Below are 26,236 nucleotides of genomic sequence, written 5' to 3'. Positions count from 1 at the left end.
CCTTAAAGATAAGTGAAGCGTGTTTCAGTGTACTGAGAAATAAACGCTCATGTCCTCTGCCATATCCACCCTTGTGTCGTAGTTTTCCACCTCAAACCAGCGGATACGCTGGTCCTTTCTAAACCACGTCAGTTGGCGTTTGGCAAAGTGGCGGGTATCCCGTTTCAGGATATGCAAAGCCTCCTCAAGGGACATTTCTCCCTTAAGATAAGGGAAAATCTCTTTATAGCCAATGGCTTTCATGGAAAGGAGCTCCTCGGTATAGCCCTGGTCTAAAAGGGACTTCACCTCGTCTATCAGCCCATCCCTCACCATGAGATCAATCCGCCGGTTGATACGCTCGTAGAGCAACGGGCGTTCCATGGATATTCCCATCAATACATAATCGTAGGGCAGCTCCTCTTTGGCAGCTTCCATGTCCAGACAGGATTTAGGCTTTCCGGTTACCTCGTAAATTTCATAGGCGCGGATCATACGCTTGACATTGTTGGGGTGCAGGGCCGCTGCTGTGACGGGGTCGACAGCTTTCAGGCGTTCATAAAACGCCTCCCTGCCCATCTCCTCCACCTCCCGCGCCAGACGCTCCCGTACCTTTTCATCTGTATCTTTTTCGCGAAAACCCCAGGGCATCGTAAGCCCATTGATGTATAATCCCGTTCCTCCTGCCACGATTGGCTGTCTGCCTCGGAATAAAATATCTTCGATTCTCCTGAGGGCTTCCTCCTTAAACCGCGCGACACTGTACTCTTCATCCGGGTCCACACAGTCGATGAGATGGTGTGGAATACCCTGCATTTCTCCCTGAGTAGGTTTGGCGGTGCCAATGGTCATCTGACGATAAATCTGCATCGAATCCGCAGAGATGATTTCGCCGTCAAGCTTTTTAGCCAGCTCGACCGCTGTGTCTGTTTTTCCGCAGGCGGTGGGTCCCACCAGCACGGCAATCTTTGGTTTTGTCATTTATACCACCCGTTTAAATAATTTTTTAAGCTCATACTCACGCAGCTTCAGGATAATCGGCCGGCCATGGGGGCAGGTATAGGGATTGTCCAGACGGCTCATTCCGTCAAGCAGCGTCTCGATTTCTTCCCGCGAAAGCTCCTGATGCCCTTTTACAGCCCCTTTGCAGGACATGGTAATAATGCGCTCAATAAGATTTCTTGGGTCCGAAACGTCCTCATAGACGCGGCCCTCAATGAACGCTTTTAAAAGCGATACATCCTGGGGTTCTCCCAAAATAATAGGCACACTGCGGACCATAAGTGTATTTTCGCCAAAAAGGTCACAGTCAAATCCATAGCGCATGAGCTCAGGCTGCAGCTCATCAAAATGGTCCGCCTCCCGCACGGAGATCTCCACAGGCTGGGGGACCATGAGGCTCTGGGCCGGAAAATCGGACTTCTGGTCAAAGCGCTCCTTCAGCTCCTGGTATAAAAAGGCCTCATGGGCTGCGTGCTGATCAAGCATAATAATCTCATCGCCCTTTTCAAGCAGAATATAGGTCGAGAAAAGCTGACCGATAATTTTTGCGTTTTTGAAATCCGGCCCTTTTCGACGCGGGTATTCTGGGGCAGGCTCGGCAACCCTTGGCGTCTCATCCGCTGTGGACTGGGTCTCGGTAAACACCGGGAGCGGCTCTGGGACGTCCGGCTCAGGGGTACGCGCCTCCATTTTTTCAACCGCCGGCACTTTCTGCGTCTGTCTCTCTGCTTCCTCCCTTACAGCTCCCTGCCGGACCGCTTTGGTTTTTGGCAGCTGAGGCACGGGCGGGCGATGTTCCTGTGCCTTACTTGTTTCATCGACCGGGGTAAAGTTTTTGCTCTCTCCTGACAGAAAGCTGACTGGCTCCTCCACAAGCTTTGTCCGGGCGGTCTCCTCAGGCAGTTCCGTCGCTGCGGTCACATCGCTCACATCCACCACCAGATTCTGCGCTTTCAGACAATCCCGTATCCCCTGCTTAAACAGAATGGAGACCAGACTTTCATTGAGAATCTGGATTTCTGTTTTTGCCGGATGAATATTGACATCCAGCATGCGGCCGGGCAGATCCATAAACACAATGCCGACCGGGTGCTTGTGCACCATCATATAACCCTCATAAGCGTCCTCAAAGGCCCGCGAAAGACTCTTGTTTTTCACAAAACGGTTATTGATAAAGAAAATCTGTTCTTCTCTGGTAGAACGTGTCAGGGTAAGGTCGCTGATATAGCCCCTCAGGCGCATGGGCGAATTTTCCACATTCAGCTCCCGGAGCCCTTTAAAAAAGTCCCGTCCATACAGGCTCTCGATCACATCCTTCAGATTTCCAGTGCCCAGCGTTTTAAATACCTCGCGTCCGTCGCTGATATAGGTAAAGCTTATCTCTGGGTGTGAAAGCGAAAGCTTTTCCAAAATATCCCTGATCAGCTTTTCCTCGTTTTTATCCTTTTGCAGATGCTTCTGGCGGGCAGGCGTGTTATAAAAGAGGTCTGTCACCATAATCTCAGTTCCGCGGTCATAGGTGCAGACACGCTGGTTAATGAAAGCTCCGCCCTCAAAAAAGCTTTGGCTGCCGATTTCCTCCTCCGCGGTTTTCGTGGTGATCCGAACCCGCGAAATGGCCGAAATACTGGAGAGCGCCTCGCCCCTGAAGCCAAGGGTATCAATGCTTTCGAGGTCCTCAATCTTTAATATTTTGCTGGTCGCGTGACGTTTAAAGGCCAGAGGCACCTCATTATAGGCAATACCAACACCGTTGTCCGTCACGCAGATACTGGTTTTTCCGCCCTTCTCCACCGCTACGGAAACGCGGGTGGAATCAGCGTCGATGGCGTTTTCCACCAGCTCCTTAATAACCGATACGGGCCTGACGATCACTTCCCCGGCCGCGATCTTGTTAATGGTCTCATTATTGAGCATTTTTATTTTCATGTTTCACCTCTTGGCTGCGCGCCCTTAATTATCCTTCAGCTTGCTCTGCAGGCCGTAAAGCTGATTCATGGCCTCCATTGGGGTCATCTCATTTATGGACAGGTCTTTTATACTGTTGAGCACTGCTTTTTCTTCTTCTGACATAGCAGGAATCCTGTCGAAGAAATTTATCTGAGCGCTCTCAAAGGACGGTTTTTCAGCCGCGATCATTCCCTCACGGTAGGTGTCCTCGCCCTGATCCAGGATATTCAAAATTTCCCTGGCGCGGTTGGTAACCGCCGGCGGGAACCCTGCGAGCCTGGCGACCTCGATCCCATAGCTCTGGTCTGCGCTGCCGGGCTTGATCTTTCTTAAAAAGACCACCCCCTCCGGGGTTTCCCTGACGCCAATGCTGAAATTTTTGATGCCAGGCTTCAGATGCTCGAGTTCTGTGAGCTCATGATAGTGGGTGGCAAAAAGCGTTTTAGCCCCGATAATCTGCTCGTCCCAGAGGTATTCCACCACCGCCCAGGCAATGCTGATACCGTCAAAGGTGCTGGTCCCCCGGCCGATTTCATCCAGAATGACCAGGCTGTCCTGGGTGGCGTTTTTGAGAATATTGGATACCTCGGTCATCTCAACCATAAAGGTGCTCTGCCCGGTCGCCAGATCATCGGAAGCTCCGACACGGGTGAAAATACGGTCGACAATACCGATTCTCCCGCTGTCTGCCGGGATAAAGGAACCAATCTGGGCCATAAGAGCAATGACTGCTACCTGGCGGATATAGGTGGATTTTCCGGCCATATTGGGTCCGGTGATCAGCATCATCCGGAGGTCCTTGCCGTCAAAGTGGCAGCCGTTGGTCACAAAATGATTGATACCGATGATCTCCTCTACCACTGGGTGACGGCCATTTTCGATTTCCAGCTCCGGTCCGTTTGTGATCTCAGGTTTTACATAGTTGCCCGCTATGGCAACCTGCGCCAGAGAATACAGGGCATCGATTTCGGCCACATCTCTGGCCCGTTTTTGGATTCTGGCGATCTGCGCGATGATTTTTTCCCGGACATCCTGGAAAAGCTCATATTCCAGCTGCGCCAGCCGCTCCTCTGAGCCGAGAATCCTGGTTTCCATTTCCTTGAGCTCCGGAGTGAAAAAGCGCTCTGCGTTGGCCAGGGTCTGTTTACGGATATAATCCTCGGGGGTCTGGTCCAGATTAGTCTTGGTAATCTCAATGAAATAGCCAAACACACGGTTGTACTTGACCTTCAGTGATTTGATGCCTGTGCGCTCCCGTTCCTTAAGCTCCAGGTCACGAATCCAGTCCTTCCCTTTTTCGCTGGCCTCGCGGTAGCCGTCAATCTCCTCATTGTAGCCGCGCTTGATGACCTTGCCATCCTTCAGGGCAAAGGGCGCGTTATCATCAATGCTGGCATCAATGAGCTCGTAAATATCGGTTAACAAATCTGCTTCTCCGTAGCGCTTTCTGAACACCGGAGCGTCAATGCCGGCAAAAAACGCCTGCAGCAGCGGCAGGGCAGAAACAGACTGCTTAAGCGACAGCATATCCTTGGGGTTACAGGTTCCAAAGGATATTTTCCCGCAGATACGCTCAAGGTCGTATACTTTTCCCAAAACGCCCTTTAAATCCTTCAGAGCTCCCGGATGGCGGTAAAGCTCCTCCACCATATCCTGCCGGGCTTCAATGGCCTTTTTTTCGAGCAGCGGCGCTTCCAGCCATCTTCGCAGCATTCGCCCGCCCATGGCGGTGACCGTCTTATCCAAAACCCAGAGCAGGCTTCCCTTCTTTTCCCCGGAGCGTATGGTTTCGGTCAGCTCCAGGTTGCGTCTTGTGGACAGGTCCAGAATCATATATTCATCATTCTTATAGTAGGATACATGGTTAATATGCGTGAGCACCCGCTTCTGGGTCTCGTCAATATAGCGCAGGAGCGCGCCAGCAGCCCGAACACTGTGCTCCCGCCGCTCCAGATCCAGAGCTGTCAAAGAATAAACGTCAAACTGCTCCTTGAGCCTTGACTCTGAAGCCTTGAACTCAAAATATCTGGCCGGATATAAATTGGTCATAATCCCAAATTTTTCTTCCAGCGTTTTAATGGTTCCGGTGTCCTTAAAAAGCGTGGGATTGACTAAAATTTCCGAGGGGCCAATTTTTCCCACCTCATCCATCAGCAGCGCCAGCGTATTTTTCCCTGAAATTTCCGTGACAAAAAAGTCTCCGGTGGAAATATCCAGATAGGCCAGGCCGATGGTGTTTTTTTCCTGGTACAGAGACATCAGATAATTATTCTTTTTTGATTCCAGCAGCTTCCCCTCAGCGATGGTGCCCGGGGAGATCACCCGGATAATCTCGCGCTTGACGATCCCCTTTGCCACCGAGGGGTCCTCCATCTGTTCGCAGATGGCTACCTTATAGCCTTTTTCCACCAGTTTGGTAATATAGCTTTCGGCCGCGTGGTAAGGCACCCCGCACATGGGCGCGCGCTCGTCCAGTCCACAATCTCTGCCGGTTAAGGCGATCTCAAGCTCCTTCGAGGCCTTTAAGGCATCGTCAAAAAACATTTCATAAAAATCCCCGAGCCGAAAAAATAAAATCGCGTCCTTTACCTTCTCGTGGGTTTCCAAATACTGCTGCATCATTGGTGTCAGGCCCAAATGATCACCCCTTTCTTGATTAATTGAAAATGGAGAATGGAAAATGGAAAATTTAAGACCCCTTTTTCTATCGAAAAAGCGATTAGACAGCGGCCGGCAGGCCGCTATTTTATTCAAAATGCGAGAGCATTTTGTTCCTATAATTCTCCATTCTCAATTCTTAATTCTCCATTGTATTAAATTTCCACTCCGGTCAGGCTAAAGCTGCCGGCCTTGGTAATTTTTACGTTTACGATCTTCCCGATGTTTTCAAAGCTCCCCTCAAAATTGACCAGCTTACCCGTTTCGGTGCGGCCGCTGAGGCGGTCGCTGTTGTTTTTGCTGGGTTCTTCCACCAGTACCGGGAGCACTCTGCCCTCATATTTACTGTTGAGGCCAAAGCTGATATCGCGCAGGACGTCCAGCAGGCGGTTTAGCCGGTCATGCTTGATTTCATCCGGAATCTGGTTCTCCATGGTGGCGGCCGGGGTGCCGGTTCTTATGGAATAAATGAAAGAAAAGGCGGAGTCAAATTTACAGGCCCGCATCACTTCCAGCGTATCCTGAAAATCCTCCTCGGTTTCCCCCGGAAAGCCCACGATAATATCGGTTGTGATGGCCACATCTGGTATTCTGCTCCGTACCTTGTCCACCAGATCAATGATCTGCTCCTTGGTATAGCGGCGGTTCATGGCCTTTAATACCCGGGTGCTCCCGGACTGGATGGCCAGGTGGATGGCCGGGCAGACTTTGTCACACTGGGCGATGGCCTCAATGACCTCGTCAGTCAGATCCTTCGGATGGGAGGTCATAAAACGGATGCGCTTAATTTTTTCGATTTGGTTCAGATCCCTGAGCAGGTCGGCAAAATGGTACCCTGTTTTCAGATCGTTACCGTAGGAGTTTACATTCTGCCCTAAAAGCGTGACCTCAAGACAGCCCTCATCGGCCAGGCGGGTCACCTCTTCGATGATCTTTTCCGGCTGGCGGCTGACCTCACGGCCTCTGGTATAAGGGACGATGCAGTAGGTGCAGAAATTATTGCACCCGTTCATAATGGTCACAAAGCTTTTAAAAGGGTATTTCCGATCCACTGGCAGATCCTCAATAATCTCATGGCTGTCGTCCCAGATTTCAAAAATCCGTTCGCCTCTTTGCAGATAATTTCCCAGCATCTGAGGAAACTGGTGAATATTGTGCGTTCCGAAAACCAGATCAACCTGGGGATATTTTTCTTTTATTTTTTTGACGATCTCCGGCTGCTGCATCATACAGCCGCATACTGCCAGCACAAGATCAGGATTTACTTTTTTGACGGATTTAAAGGTGCCCAGATTTCCAAACACACGCACATCCGCGTTTTCACGCACGCTGCAGGTATTCAGGATAACGACTCCTGCCTTATTGACATCCTCCTCGGGCGTGTAACCCATATTTTTCAGCAAACCCGAAATCTTTTCAGAATCATTTTCGTTCATCTGGCAGCCAAAAGTCATTATTTTATATGTCTTATTCATTAACCCTCCTAATTGAGTACATATTTAAACGAATCAATGATATTTCTCGCTGTCAGGGTGCTTTCACCATAACGTTTAGCGTAGTAATCGCCAGCGGCGCCGTGGTAAAAAACGCCGGCCTTCGCCGCCTCAAGCAGGTCCACGCTCTGTCCCGCAAAGCCTGCGATCATCCCGGCCAGCACATCGCCGGAACCGGCGGTCGCCATTCCCGGGTTGCTGGTTGAATTAAAAAAGACCTCGCCCTCCGGACTGCATATCATGGTTCTGTAGCCCTTAAGCACCAGCACTACCTGGTATTCCTCTGCAAAACGACGGCCATAGCTAATGGGGTCTTCCAGAATGTCTTCCCGGTCTACGCCGGTAAGCGTCGAAAATTCTCCAAAATGGGGCGTCAGGATCACCGGTGTTTTAGACTCTTTGAGTACGTCCAGGTTTCTGGACAGGTGGAAAAGCCCGTCAGCGTCGATGACTACCGGGACTGTGGTATTGTACAGCAGGTCGTTTAAAATAATACTGTAATTCTTTTTGCGGCCAATCCCTGGCCCGATGAGCACCACGCGCTTGCGGTCATGCTCGATATCCTCCCCGGTAATATTGCAGTCGTAGGTTTTGATCATGACCTCAACCGGGGAGCGTGCCGCCACTGGCAGATAAACCTCCAACGGGACATAGCTGGTAACCAGGCCTGCGCCGCTCTTCAGGGCGCCTTCGGTGGCCAAAAGTCCTGCGCCAATCATCCCCTTTGAGCCTGCAATAATCACCACTGAGCCATAATCGTATTTATGGGAATTCTTTTTACGCTTTACCGGACAGCGCAGGTTTTGCTTCTGCACAAAATATTTGTTGTTTTCGATGCAGTTTTCGTCAATTCCGATGTCCACAAGCACCGGCTCGCCCACACAGTCCGGACCGTCGTTCAGCAGACAGCCCACCTTATAGTTCTGGATAATAATGGTCTGATCTGCCTCCACGGCGGCCTCCAGTGTCAGCCCGTTATCCCCCCGCAGGCCAGAAGGAATGTCAATGGCGACAATGCGTTTTCCACACGCGTTAATGGCGTTCAGCAGCTTTTCGTACCATTCTCCCAGCGGGCGGTCCTTAAGCCCTGTTCCAAAAACAGCGTCCACCACCAGATCTGCTCCGGCCAGAGAGGCCTCAAAGCCTTCAAGGCCAGCCTCATGCGACAAAAACTGGACGACTGCACTGGTCTCCTGAAGACGGCTGTAGTTGGTCTGGCTGTCCGGAGACATCTTATCCGCGGGTTCGGTGAAGAACACCTGAACCGAAAAGCCCTTTTCGCTGAGCTGTCTGGCAATGACCTGACCATCGCCGCCGTTATTGCCTGGACCGCAGATTACACAGATCAGCATATCCTCCTTCAGCGTGCTTTCAATCACCTGGGTACACTCGGTACCGGCTTTTTCCATCAAATCAATTCCACTGATACCGGAAGCAATTGTTTTCTGGTCCATTTGTGCCATTTCCTGTGGCGTTACCACCTTCATTTTAGTCCTCTTTTCTTTATCGATCCTCCGGCCTGTAAGCTGTAAACGAAGTACGCGCAAACGCGTTTTTTTCATAAGGGCCGGGCGTCTTTATATCTTAAGATGATTAGATTATATCAGACTTTAACGTCTTGTAAAGCATAAAAAAGTAAGAACCGGTGAAAGTCCTTACTTCTCTTAAACAACCTTTATTTTTACTCGTTCTCTGCCGGGGTCGGCGTCGGATTTTCCTCTGGGGTGGCCTCCGGCGTCGCTGCTGTAGTCGGCTCCGGCGTTACCGTCGGCTCTGCTGTCGGCTGTGCTTTCTGTGTGGTCGTGCTCGAATTGTTTTTTTCCTTCACTTCTTCCACAAAGGTTGACTGGCCTATACTGGCCGCATATACTTCCTTCACACCTTCCGGTGTCATGACAATACGGTCTGCATAATTATAAACATCCTCCACAATAAAGGATGAGGTTAAAAAGACCATGACGAAAGCAATGATGATAAAGACCAGAAAGTCCTTACCCTTTCCCTGTTTCTTAACCTTTGGCTCTTTTACCGGCTTTTTTTTCTTTTTACTCATCTGGGTACCTCCAAATCGGCCCGCGGGTATTTATTCTTCGTTCCAGTTGTGCCATACTTCCTGGATATCATCGTTATCGTCAAACATATCCAGCATTTTTTCCATTTTTTTAGCGTCCTCTTCGCTTAATGAGGTTTCGGTAGATGGGATCATGGCAACCTCGCCGGATAACACCTCGATGCCGTTATCTCTCAAGGCGTCCATAACCGCCGCGAAATCCTCTGGGGTGGTGGAGATTTCGTAACCTTCATCTGAAGTTTCCATATCCTCCGCACCTGCGTCCAGGGCAACCATCATCAGTTCATCCTCGTCGATGACGTCGCTCTTTTCGATCATGATACGGCCTTTTTTGGTAAACATAAAGCTTACACAGCCGCTGGTTCCAAGGTTTCCGCCGTTTTTATCAAAAGCGTGGCGCACATCGCCCGCGGTTCTGTTTTTATTGTCAGTCAGACACTGCACAATAACCGCAACACCTGATGGGCCGTAGCCTTCATAGGTAATTTCTTCATACACAGCGCCCTGAAGCTCACCGGCACCCTTTTTAATGGCGCGGTCAATGTTATCATTCGGCATGTTGGCAGCCTTTGCCTTTGCCACGGCGTCGCGCAGTTTCGCGTTCATTTCAGGGTCTGATCCGCCTTCACGCGCAGCGACAGCGATGTATTTTGCCATTTTAGTAAAAACCTTACCCTTGGCAGCATCCTGTTTCCCTTTTCTGTTTTTAATATTGGCCCATTTTGAATGTCCTGACATATTATTCCTCCGTTTAAAGTTCAATCATCACTGCAACAAAGCGCGTTATACGCCTTTACTGCAATGCTTTATATAAATTCTTGTTCCGACTATTAATTGTATCATACACGTTTCGGTTCATCAACGCTTAATTTAAAAAAGGTATGTCCACGTAGCGCTGTTCCACAACCGCGTAATCAAAACGCCCGTTGGTGGTTTCCCGGATCAGCGCCAGGAAACCCTCGGTTTTCTTTACCTCGATTTCAAAGTCCAGACCCACCTTTTCGCCAAAGCTTTCGGCGGCTGGCTTATAGCCTGCGGCGGCCAGTACATTCATCAGTCCGCCGTAGCTCGTATAGTCGATCTCAACTTTAATAATGTCAGAAAACTGCTTCTTGACCACCTCGCACTGGTTCAGAACTTCGGCCGCTGTCCCGCTGTAGGCCCGGATAAGACCGCCAGCGCCCAGCTTGATCCCGCCAAAATAGCGGATGACCAGCACCAGTACATTTTTAACCGCGCGCTTGTTAATGACCTCCAGAATCGGCTTCCCAGCCGTTCCCGAGGGCTCGCCGTCGTCGCTTGCCTTCTGGCGGGCCGGAACCGTGTTCAGAACCCAGGCAGAGCAAACATGGGTGGCCTTGTAATGCTCTTTTTTTACCGCGGCGAGAATCGTATCCGCCTCGGTTTCATCCTGAATGGGGTAAACCCGCCCGATAAAACGGGATTTTTTAATCTCAAGCTCTGTCTCAAAGGGGGTGAGCACTGTCAGATAATCCTGCTGTTCCATTCTATCCTCCTGTTACTCAGCTTCTACTTCATACTTTTCATATTGATGCGCTGGAAAGTCTGCGTTTATGGAAACCCGGACCCGTGTGCCGCCCTCATCGTACCGGGTATCCAGAACCGTACTCTTTTCATGGAGCACGGCCATGGCGCGGCTGTCCTCATAAGGAATACAATAGGTCTTTTCAAGCGACATGCCCCTGAGATCACCGTCAATTATTTCTGTCAGTGCCCCGATATGCCATTTCTCCCTTGCAGAAATGCAGATGGCGTCGCCAGCCCGGGCGGCTCTGTTCTCAAAGCGCTCCCGCTCTTCAGGCGGCAGCCTGTCCATCTTGTTATAGACCATCAACACCTTCTTATGGCCTGACCCGATATCCCGCAGCACCTGATTGACCACCTCGATCTGGCTTTTATAATTAGGGTTGGAGGCGTCCACCACATGCAGAAGCAGGTCGGCGGTTTCCACCTCTTTCAAGGTCGTTTTAAAGGCCTTGATCAGCTCATGGGGAAGCTTCTCGATAAAGCCTACCGTATCGGATACCAGGTAGTCCCCGGCCTCGGGGCGTACCTTTCGGATGGTGGAGTCCAGGGTGATGAACAGCCCATCCTTGATGACCGCGTCGCTTTCTGTGAGCACATTAAACAGTGTGCTCTTGCCCGAGTTGGTATAGCCAATAAGGGAAACGGTACGGATATTGTTTTTCTTGCGTCCCTTGGCATTCAGCTCATTGGTCTGGTTGATTTTGGCGTTTTTGCGCTCCAGCTCGTCAATCTGCCTGCGGATATGGCGCCTGTCCGTTTCCAGCTTCTTTTCACCCGGACCGCGGGTGCCGATGCCCCCTCCGGTACGGGACAGCACAATCCCCAGGCCCTTCAAATGGCTGAGGCGGTACTTCTGCTGGGCCAGCTCCACCTGGAGCTTACCCTCCCGGGTTTTTGCCTGGCGGGCGAAAATATCGAGAATGATGGTGGTGCGGTCAATGGTTTTGACGCCGGTGATGCCCTCAATATTGCCGATCTGGTTGGCGCTGAGCTCATCGTTGGCCACAATCAGGTTAATATCCTTATTCTGGATTATTTTCAGAATTTCCAGAAGCTTTCCCCGACCAACATAAAAGACCGGATCAACCTGTGGCCGGTGCTGGGTTACCACCTCAGCCACATCGCCTTCAGCCGTTTCGACCAGCCGGGCCAGCTCTTCCATGGATTCCTCAAGGTCGATACCGCCGCGGCTGCCGTTCACCTCTACTCCGATGAGAAGCGCACGCTCCCTCTCACCCTCAAGGTCGAAGCCCGCACCCGGGTCCCGCCGCAGAGCGCGGTTAGCGGCCAGCACATAATTTTCCAGCGGAAAGCGGTTCAGCTGGCCCAGAGACTCGCAGATGCCCATGCCATAGACCACCTGCCCATCTTTGACCACCGGCGCGCCAATACCGAACAGTACGGGCTTATCTTCCCCCACGCCCACGGCCACCATACATTCCACTGACAAATGATCCGACGCTGAAAAATCCTCCTCTGACAGATGCGGGTTTCCGCCGGGATGGGTATGGATAACCCGGATGCGGTTCAGGCCTTTCCGGTTTTCCTGAACCCTGGAGTGGTCCAAAGGTACCTTGGATGCGTCGCCGATCCCCACATATTCAATTTTGCTTTTGTCATTGGTCATCACCAGAATTTCCCGTCCCAGGGTCTTCGTGAGCCGGACCAGCACTGCAAGCACATCCTCATCCAGGAGTACCTGGTTCTCCATGGTATAGCCAATCAGTTTATTCAGTTCTTCCAGGATGCTCCGGCGCACCCCTTCTGCCTTTACTTCAGTCATAAATACTTCCTTAATATATAGTAATCGCCGCTGCTGCCGCAGACAGTCTGCACAGACAGCGAGTTTATTATAACACGAATGCCTTAAAAAAAGGTCGGTAATTTACTTCATCTATTCTACCCTGGAATTCTCCATTGTCGATTTTATTGCTATTTTTTTCGTTTACAGATATAATAGTACGGTCAGAAACTTAAGTAAGTAGGAGGTTTTATAATGTTAGAAGATAAAACACCCCCTGAAAATGAACCCCGGAAAAAACAAAGTTCAAAACCGAAAACACCGCTCCGAAAAGACGCCGCCCCAAACGGCAGAAAAACGGAGAAACCAGTTTCCAAAAACCCTAAAAAAAAGAAAAAGGGCTGGGATGACCGGACCATTCCCCAAAAGGTCGGGTTGATTTTTATCATTCTTTTTGTTTTAGCGCTCGCAGGCGGCGGCGCTGCCTTTAGCGTGCTTTATGCCCAGACGCCGCCCCTTGACACCGACAATTTTAATTACATCGAAAACGCCCGTATCATGGATGTCAATGGCAATTTCTACCAGGACCTCCAGGGTGCTGAGCGGCGGGAGATCGTCTCCATCGACACCATTCCAGACCATGTGCAGAATGCCTTTATCGCCATTGAGGACCAGCGTTTCCGCAGCCACCACGGTGTGGATTACAAACGCTTTGGCCGGGCTCTGGCCGGTGTGCTTTTTTCGGGCGGAAGCCTGGACGGGCCGGGCGGAAGTACCATTACTCAGCAGCTCATAAAGCTCACGCACCTGACCTCAGAAAAAACCGTCACCCGCAAATTTCAGGAAATGGTGCTGGCCACTAAGTTGGAACGGGTCTATACCAAAGACCAGATTTTGGAGGCCTACCTGAACAAGATTAACCTCTCCCACGCATGGGGTGTTCAGGCCGCTTCCGAAATTTATTTCGGCAAAAGCGTCTCCGACCTGAATGTGGCCCAGGGGGCCATACTGGCCTCCATTGCGAACTCGCCGTCCTATTATGACCCTTATGTCTATACGACCGATGAGCAGGGCAATGATGTTTTTGCTACTGAGCCAGACGGCCGCTATACCCTGAACCCCAACAACATGGAACGCTCACTGCTGGTCATCGATAAGATGCTGGAGCTGGGTTATATTGACCAGGCTCAGTACAACGAGGCCAGTGCGGAGCTTTCTGGCAATCAGGTAGGGCTTGTCTATAATGAACCAGACAACACCTATTCCTATTTTACCGACGCCGTCTATGAACAAGTCGTAAATGATCTTCAGACAAAATACCGCTATACCGAAAACGAGGCGACGGATATGCTGCTTGGCGGCGGGCTCACCATTTACGCCACCGTCGACCCAAAGGTCCAGAGCGCCATGGAAGCAGAATCTCTGAACGAAGATCTCTACCCTTCCCAGTCTGGCTCGGCAGCGGCGGCCTCTGAGGCTAAAACGGCTGATACAGGCGTGGAAACAAACTATATTCCTGAGGTCGGCATGACCGTCATTGACAACAACACCGGCAATGTGGCCGGTATTGTTGGCGGCCGGGAAGAAAAGACCAACCTGTCTCTGAACCGGGCCACCCGGAAATTCCAGCCTGGCTCCTCAACCAAGCCCCTGACTGCCTATGGCCCCGGGATTGACACCGGAGCCATCACCCTCGGCACTGTTTTTGCCGATGTGCCAATCGCCTATCAGGGCTGGCGCCCAAACAACTCCAGCGGCACCTTTGAGGGCCTGACAACTGTGCGCGAGGGGATCACCAGCTCGGTGAACACCATTGCCGTCCAGGCCAATGTGGCGACCGGGCTCACCCAGTCTGCTCTCTACGGCACCCGTCTTGGCCTGGACATTGTACAGGACGGCGACGCCAATGACATGACGCCAGCAGCTCTGGCTCTCGGGGGCTATACCCACGGGCAGTCCTCACTGGCTATGGCCAGCGCTTATTCTACCTTCCCAAATATGGGCGTTCACAAAAAACCATCTTTCTACACAAAGGTCGTAGACCGAAGCGGAAAAACCCTGCTTGAAAAATCAGACAGCTCTGAACAGGTCTTTAAGCCCCAGACCGCCTATCTGATGACCGACGCCCTGAAAGGGGTTGTAAACGGCGGAACCACCAATATTTATGTGGACGGCCAGCCTGTGGCAGGAAAGACCGGTACCACCGATGAAAACCGCCATGCGTGGTTCTGCGGCTACACCCCCTATTATTCCATGGCGGTATGGTATGGCTATGATGAAAATGTCGTGGAAACCAACGAAGGCACCTATTATCTAAATATCGGTATCTTTGGCGGCAGCAAGCCCGGTCCCGCGTCCATGTTTGAGGCCGTGATGAACGATATTCACGAAAGCCTTGAGCCGGCTGCTTTCCCGGATAACCCTGGCGGCATTGTCACCGCGGCCATTGACCGCGTCTCCGGCAAGCTGGCCACCGATTTATCGGCCAGAGATCCAAGAGGATCCATGGTGTTTAATGAAATGTTTATCGACGGCACCGCCCCTACCGAAAAGGATGACTGCCATACACTGGTTACGCTGGATGTCACCACAAACAGCTACGCGACTCCCTACTGCCCGGCCAGCTCGGTGCAGAGTGTGGTGCGCCTGCAAAAGGTCAACCGGAATTTCCCCCAGGGGATCACGCCAGTAGATTCGGACTATATTGCCTCCTCCGAGGCGTCCGTCATGGTCCCGCCCGAATCCCAGACCTGCCCGGTCCACACCACCGCTCCCGGGGTTGAGATCACATTCCTGGTAAACGGCGGCGCTGTTGGGGGCACCCTCAACATGCAGTCTGGAAAATCCATCACCGTTACTGCCAATGGCCCCAACAACCCGGCCACAGTGGTTTCCGCAAGCGGCTCCTCCGCCTCGGTTTCCCAGAACGGCAATCAGATTCAAATTACCGCGGTCAGCCCCGGCGTTACCCAGGTCACTGTATCCCAGAAGGTCTCTGTCAACTATCAGCAGGGCAGCCAGGTAAAAACCTACGAAACCACCTACACACGCACGTTAAACATCAGCGTCACAAGCTAAAACGGCTTCTCAGCCCTTTTCAGGCTGTCAAAAAACCGAAAGCTTGATTCAAAGTTAAAGCAGAAAACTGTTTCAGGTGGAAATTGGAAGATGGAAGGTTCATGACCCCTTTGGCTGACGCCAAAGTGATTAAAAATGCGGCCATAGGCCGCATCACATCAAATCTGCCAGCGGCAGATTTGCACCTGAACTTTCCACTAGCCACTTTCAACTGAACCGTCCTCTCTTTAACGCTTCACCTCTTCATGACAACATTTGTCTACATGCTAAAAAGGGCTTTGCAGCCCTTTTTTTATTTCTTCAAAAGCCCGCCCATCAGTATAAAATAATCGGGCAGCCTCTCCTCAGACATCCACTGTATTTCCTGTTTCAGGTATTTCTTAACCGACAGCCCCACATTGCCGCCTACAGATTCTACCGAATGGCGCATTCTTTCCGGTCTCCTGCAGGGCTCTCCCAGAGGTCTGCTGCAGCCTGCTTCTCCACAGACATCGCAGCTGCCCATCGACAGCGCCACACTGCCCGGATACTGGGCTTCAAGCTTTATGAGCTCATCCTCGAGAGCGTGGCTCTCTTTTTTAAGGATCTGCCTGGAAATCTCTTTAAAATCCTCCACCGCATATTTCCGCCCAAGCTCCCGGGTATCAAAGACAATTTTCTTGCCGCTCATGTAAAAGCTCCGGTAGCCCAGCCAGAAATCCTGAACTGAAAAATCAAAGGGCGGGCAGGCCCAGGTTTTTTCATAGCTTGGACAGGCCTCGCAATAACCCAAAAAGGTGGGAATATCCACGCAGCTTTCCATATATTCGGGAACGGGTACCTCAGCCACGTAGGCCTCCACCCGGTATTCCGGCAGCTCAGCCGTCTCAAAGGTCCTGTCTTTAGCGTTATCTGCCATTGTTTTTCCTCCTGTAATCATTTACCTGTACTCAGTATAGTGACAAAAAGCCCGCTTGTCAAACCTTTTCAGTTTTTTAAAAAACGCATAAGGAACCGCCTCAGACATAAAAAACACCCTCTGCCAAAAGGCAGAGGGTGTCTTAAATATTGTTTTATTCTCCCAGATCTTCCTTAACCGATACAATGACCTTGGTATCGTAGGATGCAAAGGCGTCGTCCACCAGGCGCTTGCTGGGCGCTTTGGTCAGAAGACTGATGACCGGCACAAAGATCAGGCCCATAATCATGGCAAAGGCGCCCGCGTTGATGGGTGACTGCAAAATCGGCGGGAAAGCCGTGCGGAAGAGCATATTGCAGATCATGAGCACCGTGCTGAAAATAAAGGAAACCCAGACTGCTGCTTTGGTTGTCCGCTTCCAGTACAGGCCGTAAAGGAACGGTGCCAGAAACGCACCGGCTAAAGCACCCCAGGATATGCCCATGAGCTGGGCAATAAAGGTGACCGAGCTCTTGTACTGCACAATGGCAATAATCACTGAAATCAAAATAAAGACCACAATCAGGCACCGAATCGTAAAGACCTGCTTTTTTTCATCCATGTTCTTAATCAGGTTGTCCTTGATCAGGTCAAGGGCCAGGGTCGAGCTGGACGCCATGACGAGCGAAGACAGTGTGGACATGGACGCCGACAGAACCAGGATCACCACAATCCCAATGAGCAGGGACGGCAGATCCTCCAGCATGGTTGGGATAATGGCGTCATAGCCTCCTGTCGCAATGTCGATCCGGTCAGAGAACAGGCGGCCAAAACCGCCTAAAAAGTAGGAGCCGCCAGCGACAATAATGGCGAAAAAGGTGGAAATAACCATGCCCTTATTGATGGAGTGCTCATCCTTGATCGCGTAGAACTTACCGACCATCTGCGGCAGGCCCCAGGTTCCCAGGGAGGTCAGGATAATAACCCCCAGCAGCGACAAAGGGTCTGGGCCAAAGAAGGACGTGAAGGCCCCTGCCTGGCTGGAGACCGCCGGGTCATTGACATGGGACAGGGTATTGAGCGCCTCCATAAAGCCGCCGTTGTTCCCCAAAACCACGGCCACCACGGCAATGATCCCAAAGATCATAATAATCCCCTGGATAAAATCATTGATGGCTGTGGCCATATATCCCCCAGCTATTACATAAATCCCTGTCAGCACCGCCATGACGACAATACAGACGGTATAGTCAATATTGAAGGCCATGCCGAAAAGACGGGAGAGCCCATTATAAAGCGAGGCAGTATAGGGGATTAAAAACACGAAGGTAATGATAGACGCCCCGATTTTCAGCTTATTTGATTCAAAGCGCTTGCCGAAAAATTCCGGCATGGTGGCGGTATCCAGATACTGGGTCATGATACGGGTGCGCCGCCCGAGCACGACCCAGGCCAGCAGCGAGCCCAAAACCGCGTTCCCCAGGCCAATCCAGGTGGACGCAATCCCAAATTTCCAGCCGAACTGTCCGGCATAGCCCACAAAGATAACGGCGGAAAAATAAGAAGTCCCGTAAGAAAAAGCCGTTAACCACGGACCCACGGATCGGCCTCCCAACACAAACCCATTGACATCGGTGGAATGCTTCCGGCAGTAGAAGCCAACGATCACCATACTGGCAAAAAACGCCACGAGTAAAACAATCTTTTCTGTCATTTTAAACCATAATCCTCTCCTTTTAATTTGCGGATAACCCGCTTTACCAAAACGCCACAGAAACATCCGTCGGACAGGAAAATGCCAAATAAAAAAATCCCGTCCTCCAGACAGAGGACGGGAGCTAATATACCCGCGGTACCACCTCAATTTCGCGCCGCTTCACAGCGGACACGCTCACAGGGTACGGCGCACACACGCTTATACCCTTGCGCTCTAACGGGCGCTCCCGTTGCAGCCTACTCGGAAAACCCTTTCGGTACACAGCTCACAAAATGTATTCAAAACGCCGTTCTCACCGCCTCACACCAACCGGCAGCTCTCTGGGAGACTTAAGCATTCCTACTTCTTTCTGGTCACAGCCTTTAACATTGCAGTTTCGATTTTTAAATTCTATCATGTTAAAGTGTGTCTGTCAATCCATCAAAAGTAATTTTATGCAGGAAATCTTGGTTTTTCGTTATAAACCGTGCTATAATGGGCATATCAAGCATTGAGGAGGCCTTCTGATGAACCTTTTTACCAAAAGATACGACCGCAACTTTCCGGCCTTTTCGCCGGATGATTTTGCCATTATCCAGCGCAGCACCGTCAGCGTGGTGGGCTGCGGCGGCCTGGGAGGCTATATTATCGAGGCGCTGGCCCGCATTGGCATCGATGGGCTCATTCTGGTTGACGGCGATATTTTCGATGTCTCCAACCTGAACCGCCAGCTCCTGTGCACCGAGGAAAACATCGGCTGCCCAAAGGCTGAGGCTGCTGCCGCCAGAGTTCACGCCATTAACAGCGGCGTTACCGTCACCGTATATGATGTCTTTCTAAATGAGAGCAACGCTGAGGAATTTATTGCCGACAGCGACGTTGTCATCGACGCTCTGGACAACATCCCGGCGCGCTTCGCGCTCCAAAAAGCCTGTAAAAAGCTGGAAAAGCCTCTGGTACACGGTGCCATCGGCGGCTTCAACGCCCAGGTTACCACCATTTTCCCTGGAGACGATACCCTTTCACTGCTCTATAAGGTAAAGGAGGGCGACGAGGCCTACAAGCCCCAGAGCGGCGGGAATCCGGCGTTTACGCCCGCTTTGGCCGCCGCGGTGGAGGTCAGTGAGGCCCTGAAGGTCCTGACCGGAAAAGGGGAAATCCTGCGCAAAAAACTGCTGTATATCGATCTGCTCGACAACGAATTCACAACCTTTGAACTTTAAGGAGGACACCATGTTTACTGTAGCCATTCTAACCCTCAGCGATAAAGGCTCACGCGGAGAACGTGAGGATAAAAGCGGCCCGGTCATTGCCGGAATGCTGGACAAAGACCTGTACGAGGTGGTGCACACCGCCATCCTGCCCGACGAAAAACACATCATTGAAAGTAATTTAAGATCTCTGTGCGACGCCATCGACCCGGTCAATCTCATTCTGACCACAGGCGGCACAGGCTTTTCACCCCGTGATGTTACCCCCGAGGCCACCATCTCGGTCTGTGACCGGCTGACGCCGGGCATTCCGGAAGCCATGCGCTATGAAAGCCTGAAGATCACGCCAAAGGCCATGCTGAGCCGGAGCGCCGCCGGCATCCGCGGGCGCACCCTCATCATCAACCTGCCCGGCAGCCCAAAGGCTGTCCGCGAAAACCTGGCCGCTATCCTGCCCGCGCTGGATCATGGGCTTGAAATGCTGCTGAGCTCAGGCTCAGCCGACTGCGCCGCACCGGAAAAGTAAAGCTGCCTAGCCGTTGACCTCGACGTGCAGGTAGCCCTGGCTGTAGTAAGGCAGCACATTCATGCCCAGCTCTTTGGCCGCCAGCGCCAGATCGCCCACCGCCACGCCTGGGCAGTACAGGTCTGCCGCGCAGCCACGTTTATGAAAGGACCAGCTTACACCGCCTACCTCCTCGTTCCGCGCCACACAGCGCACACCCGAGGTAATGATGACCGGACAATCGAAAGTGCACCGCAGCGCCTCTATTTTTTCAAGCAGCTCTGGATTCATGTCCACAGGCCAGCCATCGCAGTAGCCCGCACAATCGCAGGCATATTCCGACATCAGAAAATGTGTGGACGCGCGAGGCTCCAGGTCTTCAGGCGGCGCTGGAGCTTCCGGCGCAGATGGTGTCTCCGCGCCCATCTCCTCCGCAGGCCGGGGTGCCGTAGTTTCCGGCTCCGGCGCTGATACCTCTGGCGCCGACTTTGGCATGTCCTGAAAATTTGCGAAAAACACCGCGCTGGTAACAACGACCAGCGCAGCGGCCAGTGTGATAAAAATACGTTTATAAAATTTTTTCATATATTCCCCTTCCACACTTCTGTCTGTAATCTCTAATCCCATCTAAAAAAGGGGCTTTCGCCCCCTTTTTATGCCGCATCCTCAATGACCACATCGGTTTTGGTGGTATCGGTTTTGACGGCTCCGGTTACTTTTGCCAGGGCGAAGCCATCGGGCTCAAAGGCGCCCTGGTCGACGATGGCCTGTGCTCCAGTCTGGATCTCGGTATTAGTGATGCCTTCTTTATAATCTGGAATGGTAATCTTATGAGGATTTCCATCGGTCCGCTGAAAGGTAATGGTTAAATCTTTGCTGGTTGTTACTGCCATGTTTTGATCTCCTTTAATTTTAAATTTTGATGCCTGTTTGCGGCACGACGAGGACGTCGTGCCCTACCTTTAGGCTGTAGGGAACCACGCCCACGGGATCTGCCCCCGAGGCTTGACGCCTTATGGTCAAGCCGAAGCGGGTATGGTTCCTCGCCCATTAATTTTTAATTGTGGAAGTCCACTACGCCACTTCCACCAAATCCTCTGCTGTCACCTTTACCTGCTTTTCCCTGATGGGCTCCTGCATACTGGTGATGGCGGCGGCGGTTGCCAAAAAGGCTTCGTCTGTCACGCCCTCCTTGATGTCACCGTAGGTTTTTGAAGTCTTTACAATTTTTCCGTCCACTTCGCCATGATTGACGGTGATCTTCATTCCCACCGATTCTACGCTTTTCTGAATGGTTGCCATATTGTTTTCCTCCTGTGTTCGATTCCGGCAGCGCTGCCTTACACCTTACAATATGGCAAATTCCCAAAACACCCAACCCGGCTTTAAGTTTTATTTAAGTTTCCTCAACACCATAGGCTTTGCGCAGACCCTTCATGGCTTTATTCAGGGTCTTCGCCACACACTGCTCGCTGACGCCGCGGTCTTTTGCGATGGCCCGGTAGGTCTGCCTCCTGTAATAATGGGCTTCAATGCACTCCCTCTGAGCCTTTGGCAGCTGGGCCACCCGCAGCTTTAAAAAAGCCCGGTGGCGGTCTTCTCTTTTTTCCCTCGCGCACCGTCTTTCATCGGTCTCTGCGCTCTCCTCAGCCGGCAGCGCCTCTGCCAGGCTCACGCCCTCCGCTGTCTCCACGTCCAGCGAAAACGCCGCCTGAACCGAGGTTCCCGGCCGTTTTTTAGCGTTCTGGACAAAGGCGTAAAAGAGCTGTTTTTTGATATAGGCTGGAAAATAACCGGGCTGCTCTGATTTAAAATCCTTTAAACGTTCCATAAAAAGGACGCAGGCCTCCTGATAGGCATCCTCCATCTGGGTTTTATCGTAAACATACTCGCTAATGGTGGCTAAAATCAACGGTTTAAAGGTCCGCAGCAGCGTTTCCGCTGCCGCCTTGCTTCCCGCCTGAGCCCTTGTGACCAATGCACCGATCTCTGCATATTTTTTACTCAAGCACACCCTCCTTTACTCACCTTCGCAAATGGATATAATCTCCAAAACGGCCTCGGGGAAATGATCCTCCACCGCGCCAGCCTCCTCGTAAAAGAAATCCTCAGCCTCCTCGCGGCTTCTGGCCGGCAGCACCTTGCGCACCCGGCATGCCGCTTCCACTGTGTAGGGTCTTATCCGCCCTGTACAGGGTCTTCCTGCTCCGTATCGGTTTGTGTACAAACGCACCTCCTGAATTAATAAAGATTAATATATAATATTATTTATAATATTACTAATGGCGGACACCTGTGTCCGCGATGTTGCCGCAATATGGCTCTTTTTGTCCACATTGCGGTCATATCTGGCCGCTTTACCCTATCCGGCGTACTTATCCACAAGGCCGAAAACCGACACTGTTTCATCCGCCAGATTCTTCAGGCGTGTGGGCGCCACATTATCGGCAAAAGGAACCAGGGTATAAAGTCCCTTGCGCCGGTTTTTAACCGCCTTCTGATATTTCAGCCGTCCGGCGTCTACCAGCTCCTTGCGGTAGCGGCGGATATTGCGTTCGCTCCGCCCAAAGAAGTGCTCGATGCCCTCTGGCCGCACAAAGAACTCCACCCGCCACAGCCACCGTCCATCAATGGACGGCAGCGCGCAGCAGTTGCACCGGTAAAGCAGGTAAATCCAAAGCGCCACAGCGCCCTCCGAAAGCTTGCAGTCTGCAGGCAGATCGGATTGCCACTCGATGAAAGATTCCAGCTCCGAAAAAAAGTTCATGCGGCCTCTCAGGCAGCTGCTGTTTGCAAAAGGCGCTCTTCCACTATTTCGAGCCGCGTTTCAAGCTCCTGATTTTTAATGACCTGGAAGGCCAGAGCGCTTGAGAGCATCCGGATGGCCTCCTCCATATTCTCTTTTTCCTCCTGATCCTTGTGTGTTTTTTCGCTTTCAGGCAGCATGATCCGGGCTGTGTCGATCTCACGCCGGATCACGGGGATCACACAGGTTTCAAGGTACCGCTTAAACCCTGTGGCTGCCTTATGGCTGCAGTGTTTTAACAGGGCCAGAACCCCCTCCTCGCTGACCAGCAGCATTCTGTGCATCCGCCCACCACTGTTCTTAATCAATCGTTTCTGGACCGCTGACGCCGGCAGTTTTTTCAAAAGCCTGTGATAGCTTTTACAGCCCATGTAACTGCCGATCTCTTTCAGGACAAAATGGCTCTGACTGCCCTCCTCGTAAAGATCGGTATATACTCGCAGTTTATGATAATCACTTCCAAAACACTGTTTCAAAGTCGCTAAAACGGGTTTGTTCATCTTGTTCTACCTCCGGTTATTATACATTCAATAAAGACAGGCCGCCGAAAAAACGTTTTGCTATCTGCGGCATCCATTTAAAATAAGTCCGGCTGATCCACTTCCAATCATTGCTAAAGAAACGCATCCGGTCCTCGGCTTCAGCCTTTTCAAAGCCCGCAAGGGCCATCCGCCGCACGCCGTCAGCCGTCATGTAAAAGTCTCGGGGGCCATTATCCTGCCGAGGCACCAGCATCTGGAGAAAATCCTGCTTTTTGATATGTTTAAGCAGAAAAATTTCTGTTTCATGGAACTCAAAGCCAAAAACATTCCCCATGTCGTGTACATTGTAGAGCAGCGGATCCTCAATGAGCCAAATATTGTTCAGCCAGATCATTCGTACCTCCCTGAAATCTGGCGTCTCTGCCCTGAGCAGACGCTTTTCAATATCGCTCATTTCCCGCTCGATTTTGCGGCTCACAAAGGGCTCTCCCTCCCTGTGAAAACACCGGCACTGCCCCTGCACGTCTAAAAAGCGGCAGTACAACCTACAGTGTGTTTCATCTGCCCGGTAAGCGCATTCTTTGCAGCCCTCAGACATCTGCTTTAAATCATACCAGGGCTCTTCATAAAACGCATTTCTTTTTAAATCTTCGTTCATACCATTTCCTTTCGGTTACTTTCGCCAGCGCTGACGTTAGGTTTAATTATAGCGTCTTTTTGAGAAAGGGCATCTCGGCCCCAGGGGATGATAAGCAGTAAAAAAACATAAAGCGCCGCGTTTTATGCCTTTTTATGGCAATATTTTTTTCTTTAAAGTTTAAAAATTACCGTTTTTTAAATTCTTGTAAACCTCTGCATCTCCGTGGAACAATTTTTTATTTTATGCGCTTCCGGTAAAACCGAAAAAGCTTCGTTGGGCGACGCTGTTTGATGATGCCACTCAAGGCATACGCTTTGAATCCCGCATGTTTTACAGTGCAGCCATTCCCCGTAAACGGGCCAGTGCCGCTCGATAAACATTTCCCGGACACGCCAGCCCTCGTCCAGCTTTTCCTGCACCCTGCCAGGCCGCTGCCGGTAAGGGATCACAAGGCCCGGGGCGGTGACCAGCGCTCTAGCCCTGCGGTCATGCCCTCTGTATACCGATAGCTGAACTGTTTTGCGCTCACCCAGGGCACATCCACCTTGACAGGGACATACACAAGCCCTGCCCCCAGAAAAATGACGTTGTTGTTTTTTTTGCCCACCAGTCCCGTGGTGGTCCTTCGCCGTCTTGCCATGTTCATATCCAGATACTCCCCGATACAGTCCAGAAAATAGCGGGTCTCCACCGGGATGATAAAGGCCTGTCCATCCCCATACAGCACCACCGTGCCGCTGCCCTTTGCCTCACAGCACCGCAAAAGCCCCAGCGGCGCGCCCGAAAACCGTAAAATTCTGCCGATGTTCTCATCCGTCAGCCTGACCTGTCCGTTGTCGAAGCCCATGGGAAGGGATTCGTATTTTAATTCTGTTATCGATTTCATTTTTTGTTTTAAATACTCCTTTTTATTATTATTTCATTCCAACATGACCGTCCATACATTTCCAACCCCATCATCCTGGTGCAGGCACCAAGGGAATCACCGCCTTTCTGAATGCTTTTGACAAAAAGATAAAACCGGCATGTTGAGTGCGAATGCGCCCGCATGCCGGTTGATTGGGGATGTGTCCCGGAAACCATCTAATCACTTTTATCTTTTTTCAAATACTGATTAACCTGTTCCTTGATCATTTTACGGTTAAAATAAACTAATCCGAATCCCAGCAATAAAATAATGATCCACCGCAGAACCGGAAAATTATAGGTCAGATTGATGACAACAAAGCCAACGCTGACAATGCCAATACCGTATAAATACAGGTGTTTTGAGATATTAAATCCACCCAGCCTTGTCGCGATAATATTGTGAAATACGAACAGCGCAAAATAAGATATCAACGTCGCAACAGCGGCCCCCATGCCGCCAAATTGGGGGATTAACAGCAGGTTAAGCCCTACGTTAACAGCCGCGGCGCAAATGCTGCCAACCGCGATCCAACGTGTGTTTTTGCTGTAAAATTCATAGTTTACCGCAAAAGTATAGAGAAAATTAAAATAGATGCCGAACACCACCATCGCGATCACACGCCCCGCAGACCAGTACTCCTGCGGGCCCAGTATTTTCATGACTTCCGGGGTCATGAGCATAATGGCACAGGTTCCTAAGCTAAAGAGAAGGATGTACTTTTTTGCGAGTTGATTGATGCTTTTTGTGTTTTTTGCTTTTGTATTTTCGTAATACCATGGTACCCATGCGTTATTGGTCGCGCTCCACAAAAGCGACAATACCGATGCGATTGTGTAGGCAAATGAATATATCCCTGCTTCATAATTTCCAGACATGCTTTGCAGCATGACACGATCCGACTGGCCAAGCACCAAGCCTGATAACATGTGTAAAATAATCGGTAATGCTAATGGCAGGCAGTATTTCCAATACTTTAAAGAAATCAATTTCTTCCCTTTTGCCATGATGACAAAATATAAGCATAATCCAAATAAACAGGCGATAATGGCGTTGCCTAAAATCTTTCCATAGTACCTGTCAGTATCCATATGGGAAATGAGGAACAGCGATAATCCAATGGTTAGAAAAGAATAACTGACCGATAAAATCAAGGATTGTAGTGGCTTTTTGGTCTGTATTAAATAACTATTATAAAATTGTTGAACATAGCCTAAAAAAGATTGTAAAACCAATATAATCAATAATCCTATGGATAAATTTAGAAGACTTGCTATTTGATATTTAAAAATAAAACAGATGCTCCCAATAATTAGAAAGCTCATCGTCGACAAAAATAATATTGATGATAGATATTGATTAAATTCTTCCTTTTTGAAGTGGATATGTGCCGTTGCAATGGTACTGGCCGACTGAACACCGATAAATATGGTAAACACACTCACCCAGGTGGCAAAAACCGAGGTAATACCATAGTCTTCTGGGATCAATAGCCGAGTAAAGATTGGTGTAGTGATAAATGCTAAACCGCTGGTTAAAAAACTGCCTAATATATAAATAGCAGAAGATTTTAAAAAAGATGTTTTCTTCAT

At 50.8% G+C, this 26,236-nt stretch carries 24 protein-coding genes and 1 other annotated feature; of the genes, 3 read left to right on the top strand and 21 right to left on the bottom strand.

Annotated features, from left to right (window positions below; all coding sequences use genetic code 11):
• Positions 1 to 24: 24 nt before the first annotated feature.
• From miaA to hflX, 9 genes are all read right to left on the bottom strand, one after another.
• Positions 25 to 960 carry a tRNA (adenosine(37)-N6)-dimethylallyltransferase MiaA gene (miaA, locus tag BUC22_RS15170; RefSeq protein ID WP_013380958.1) on the bottom strand — a complete coding sequence of 312 codons (936 nt, stop codon included), beginning with the start codon at positions 958 to 960 and terminating at the stop codon, positions 25 to 27.
• On the bottom strand, positions 961 to 2,910 hold the full coding sequence (mutL, locus tag BUC22_RS15165; RefSeq protein ID WP_013380959.1) for a DNA mismatch repair endonuclease MutL: 1,950 nt from the start codon (positions 2,908 to 2,910) through the stop codon (positions 961 to 963).
• A gap of 24 nt (positions 2,911 to 2,934) precedes the next feature.
• Positions 2,935 to 5,553 (bottom strand): DNA mismatch repair protein MutS, encoded by a 2,619-nt coding sequence (gene mutS, locus BUC22_RS15160; protein ID WP_394806801.1) that lies wholly within the window; start codon positions 5,551 to 5,553, stop codon positions 2,935 to 2,937.
• Between the two features lie 191 nt (positions 5,554 to 5,744).
• Positions 5,745 to 7,064: a tRNA (N6-isopentenyl adenosine(37)-C2)-methylthiotransferase MiaB gene (miaB, locus tag BUC22_RS15155; protein ID WP_013380961.1), complete on the bottom strand. Its 1,320-nt coding sequence runs from the start codon at positions 7,062 to 7,064 to the stop codon at positions 5,745 to 5,747.
• A gap of 8 nt (positions 7,065 to 7,072) precedes the next feature.
• Positions 7,073 to 8,569, bottom strand: a complete 1,497-nt coding sequence (locus tag BUC22_RS15150; protein ID WP_013380962.1) for a bifunctional ADP-dependent NAD(P)H-hydrate dehydratase/NAD(P)H-hydrate epimerase — start codon at positions 8,567 to 8,569, stop codon at positions 7,073 to 7,075.
• A gap of 194 nt (positions 8,570 to 8,763) precedes the next feature.
• Positions 8,764 to 9,135: a hypothetical protein gene (locus BUC22_RS15145; RefSeq protein WP_013380963.1), complete on the bottom strand. Its 372-nt coding sequence runs from the start codon at positions 9,133 to 9,135 to the stop codon at positions 8,764 to 8,766.
• Positions 9,136 to 9,165: 30 nt separating this feature from the next.
• The gene (locus tag BUC22_RS15140) at positions 9,166 to 9,891 is read right to left on the bottom strand and encodes a YebC/PmpR family DNA-binding transcriptional regulator (protein WP_013380964.1); all 726 of its coding nucleotides are present in this window, start codon (positions 9,889 to 9,891) and stop codon (positions 9,166 to 9,168) included.
• A gap of 127 nt (positions 9,892 to 10,018) precedes the next feature.
• On the bottom strand, positions 10,019 to 10,660 hold the full coding sequence (locus BUC22_RS15135) for a YigZ family protein (RefSeq protein ID WP_013380965.1): 642 nt from the start codon (positions 10,658 to 10,660) through the stop codon (positions 10,019 to 10,021).
• Between the two features lie 12 nt (positions 10,661 to 10,672).
• Complete coding sequence (gene hflX, locus BUC22_RS15130) at positions 10,673 to 12,484, bottom strand: GTPase HflX (RefSeq protein WP_013380966.1); 1,812 nt, start codon at positions 12,482 to 12,484, stop codon at positions 10,673 to 10,675.
• Between the two features lie 213 nt (positions 12,485 to 12,697).
• Between hflX and BUC22_RS15125 the strand changes: the two genes are divergently transcribed.
• Positions 12,698 to 15,520, top strand: a complete 2,823-nt coding sequence (locus BUC22_RS15125; protein WP_013380967.1) for a transglycosylase domain-containing protein — start codon at positions 12,698 to 12,700, stop codon at positions 15,518 to 15,520.
• 292 nt (positions 15,521 to 15,812) lie between these two features.
• Here the strand turns inward: BUC22_RS15125 and BUC22_RS15120 are convergent, their stop codons facing one another.
• On the bottom strand, positions 15,813 to 16,418 hold the full coding sequence (locus tag BUC22_RS15120) for a DUF2284 domain-containing protein (protein ID WP_013380970.1): 606 nt from the start codon (positions 16,416 to 16,418) through the stop codon (positions 15,813 to 15,815).
• A 154-nt stretch (positions 16,419 to 16,572) separates the two neighbouring features.
• A complete protein-coding gene (locus BUC22_RS15115) occupies positions 16,573 to 18,111 on the bottom strand; it encodes a sodium:solute symporter family protein (RefSeq protein WP_073383138.1) in 1,539 nt (512 codons plus the stop codon).
• A 110-nt stretch (positions 18,112 to 18,221) separates the two neighbouring features.
• Positions 18,222 to 18,480 (bottom strand) — a binding site (T-box leader).
• Between the two features lie 140 nt (positions 18,481 to 18,620).
• Between BUC22_RS15115 and BUC22_RS15110 the strand changes: the two genes are divergently transcribed.
• Together BUC22_RS15110 and BUC22_RS15105 are read left to right on the top strand one after the other, a co-directional pair.
• Entirely contained in the window at positions 18,621 to 19,316 is a 696-nt protein-coding gene (locus BUC22_RS15110; protein WP_013380973.1) for a HesA/MoeB/ThiF family protein, read from the top strand.
• Positions 19,317 to 19,326: 10 nt separating this feature from the next.
• On the top strand, positions 19,327 to 19,830 hold the full coding sequence (locus tag BUC22_RS15105; RefSeq protein WP_013380974.1) for a MogA/MoaB family molybdenum cofactor biosynthesis protein: 504 nt from the start codon (positions 19,327 to 19,329) through the stop codon (positions 19,828 to 19,830).
• Positions 19,831 to 19,836: 6 nt separating this feature from the next.
• On the opposite strand, the gene BUC22_RS15100 is transcribed toward BUC22_RS15105, so the two are convergent.
• The 10 genes from BUC22_RS15100 to BUC22_RS15055 form a co-directional block, all read right to left on the bottom strand.
• Complete coding sequence (locus tag BUC22_RS15100) at positions 19,837 to 20,394, bottom strand: YcbK family protein (RefSeq protein WP_073383244.1); 558 nt, start codon at positions 20,392 to 20,394, stop codon at positions 19,837 to 19,839.
• A 68-nt stretch (positions 20,395 to 20,462) separates the two neighbouring features.
• Positions 20,463 to 20,702, bottom strand: coding sequence for a DUF2922 domain-containing protein (locus tag BUC22_RS15095; protein ID WP_013380976.1), 240 nt, complete (start codon positions 20,700 to 20,702; stop codon positions 20,463 to 20,465).
• Between the two features lie 181 nt (positions 20,703 to 20,883).
• Complete coding sequence (locus BUC22_RS15090; RefSeq protein WP_013380977.1) at positions 20,884 to 21,111, bottom strand: DUF1659 domain-containing protein; 228 nt, start codon at positions 21,109 to 21,111, stop codon at positions 20,884 to 20,886.
• A gap of 94 nt (positions 21,112 to 21,205) precedes the next feature.
• Positions 21,206 to 21,817: an RNA polymerase sigma factor gene (locus tag BUC22_RS15085; protein WP_013380978.1), complete on the bottom strand. Its 612-nt coding sequence runs from the start codon at positions 21,815 to 21,817 to the stop codon at positions 21,206 to 21,208.
• 12 nt (positions 21,818 to 21,829) lie between these two features.
• Entirely contained in the window at positions 21,830 to 22,042 is a 213-nt protein-coding gene (locus BUC22_RS15080) for a hypothetical protein (RefSeq protein WP_371720675.1), read from the bottom strand.
• Positions 22,043 to 22,171: 129 nt separating this feature from the next.
• The gene (locus BUC22_RS15075) at positions 22,172 to 22,576 is read right to left on the bottom strand and encodes a hypothetical protein (RefSeq protein ID WP_013380980.1); all 405 of its coding nucleotides are present in this window, start codon (positions 22,574 to 22,576) and stop codon (positions 22,172 to 22,174) included.
• An 8-nt stretch (positions 22,577 to 22,584) separates the two neighbouring features.
• Positions 22,585 to 23,115 (bottom strand): BRO-N domain-containing protein, encoded by a 531-nt coding sequence (locus BUC22_RS15070; RefSeq protein WP_013380981.1) that lies wholly within the window; start codon positions 23,113 to 23,115, stop codon positions 22,585 to 22,587.
• Positions 23,116 to 23,134: 19 nt separating this feature from the next.
• On the bottom strand, positions 23,135 to 23,755 hold the full coding sequence (locus BUC22_RS15065) for a hypothetical protein (protein ID WP_013380982.1): 621 nt from the start codon (positions 23,753 to 23,755) through the stop codon (positions 23,135 to 23,137).
• A 427-nt stretch (positions 23,756 to 24,182) separates the two neighbouring features.
• Positions 24,183 to 24,623, bottom strand: coding sequence for a hypothetical protein (locus BUC22_RS15060; RefSeq protein WP_073383135.1), 441 nt, complete (start codon positions 24,621 to 24,623; stop codon positions 24,183 to 24,185).
• A 197-nt stretch (positions 24,624 to 24,820) separates the two neighbouring features.
• Entirely contained in the window at positions 24,821 to 26,236 is a 1,416-nt protein-coding gene (locus BUC22_RS15055; RefSeq protein ID WP_013380985.1) for an oligosaccharide flippase family protein, read from the bottom strand.

Source organism: Eubacterium callanderi (assembly GCF_900142645.1).
Lineage (GTDB): Bacteria > Bacillota > Clostridia > Eubacteriales > Eubacteriaceae > Eubacterium > Eubacterium callanderi.
The sequence above is the reverse complement of the archived record's forward strand: the minus strand, read 5'-3'. Positions and strand labels throughout refer to the sequence as shown.

Coding starts and splice junctions, on each gene's coding strand:
- BUC22_RS15140 (WP_013380964.1), bottom strand. CDS start 9,891: ATGTCAGGACATTCAAAATGGGCCAATATTAAAAACAGAAAAGGGAAA.
- BUC22_RS15145 (WP_013380963.1), bottom strand. CDS start 9,135: ATGAGTAAAAAGAAAAAAAAGCCGGTAAAAGAGCCAAAGGTTAAGAAA.
- BUC22_RS15090 (WP_013380977.1), bottom strand. CDS start 21,111: ATGGCAACCATTCAGAAAAGCGTAGAATCGGTGGGAATGAAGATCACC.
- BUC22_RS15110 (WP_013380973.1), top strand. CDS start 18,621: ATGAACCTTTTTACCAAAAGATACGACCGCAACTTTCCGGCCTTTTCG.
- BUC22_RS15075 (WP_013380980.1), bottom strand. CDS start 22,576: ATGAACTTTTTTTCGGAGCTGGAATCTTTCATCGAGTGGCAATCCGAT.
- BUC22_RS15105 (WP_013380974.1), top strand. CDS start 19,327: ATGTTTACTGTAGCCATTCTAACCCTCAGCGATAAAGGCTCACGCGGA.
- miaB (WP_013380961.1), bottom strand. CDS start 7,064: ATGAATAAGACATATAAAATAATGACTTTTGGCTGCCAGATGAACGAA.
- miaA (WP_013380958.1), bottom strand. CDS start 960: ATGACAAAACCAAAGATTGCCGTGCTGGTGGGACCCACCGCCTGCGGA.
- BUC22_RS15125 (WP_013380967.1), top strand. CDS start 12,698: ATGTTAGAAGATAAAACACCCCCTGAAAATGAACCCCGGAAAAAACAA.
- mutL (WP_013380959.1), bottom strand. CDS start 2,910: ATGAAAATAAAAATGCTCAATAATGAGACCATTAACAAGATCGCGGCC.
- BUC22_RS15150 (WP_013380962.1), bottom strand. CDS start 8,569: ATGAAGGTGGTAACGCCACAGGAAATGGCACAAATGGACCAGAAAACA.
- BUC22_RS15115 (WP_073383138.1), bottom strand. CDS start 18,111: ATGACAGAAAAGATTGTTTTACTCGTGGCGTTTTTTGCCAGTATGGTG.
- BUC22_RS15060 (WP_073383135.1), bottom strand. CDS start 24,623: ATGAAATCGATAACAGAATTAAAATACGAATCCCTTCCCATGGGCTTC.
- BUC22_RS15055 (WP_013380985.1), bottom strand. CDS start 26,236: ATGAAGAAAACATCTTTTTTAAAATCTTCTGCTATTTATATATTAGGC.
- BUC22_RS15065 (WP_013380982.1), bottom strand. CDS start 23,755: ATGAACGAAGATTTAAAAAGAAATGCGTTTTATGAAGAGCCCTGGTAT.
- BUC22_RS15135 (WP_013380965.1), bottom strand. CDS start 10,660: ATGGAACAGCAGGATTATCTGACAGTGCTCACCCCCTTTGAGACAGAG.
- BUC22_RS15100 (WP_073383244.1), bottom strand. CDS start 20,394: ATGAAAAAATTTTATAAACGTATTTTTATCACACTGGCCGCTGCGCTG.
- BUC22_RS15070 (WP_013380981.1), bottom strand. CDS start 23,115: ATGAACAAACCCGTTTTAGCGACTTTGAAACAGTGTTTTGGAAGTGAT.
- hflX (WP_013380966.1), bottom strand. CDS start 12,484: ATGACTGAAGTAAAGGCAGAAGGGGTGCGCCGGAGCATCCTGGAAGAA.
- BUC22_RS15120 (WP_013380970.1), bottom strand. CDS start 16,418: ATGGCAGATAACGCTAAAGACAGGACCTTTGAGACGGCTGAGCTGCCG.
- mutS (WP_394806801.1), bottom strand. CDS start 5,553: ATGATGCAGCAGTATTTGGAAACCCACGAGAAGGTAAAGGACGCGATT.
- BUC22_RS15095 (WP_013380976.1), bottom strand. CDS start 20,702: ATGGCAGTAACAACCAGCAAAGATTTAACCATTACCTTTCAGCGGACC.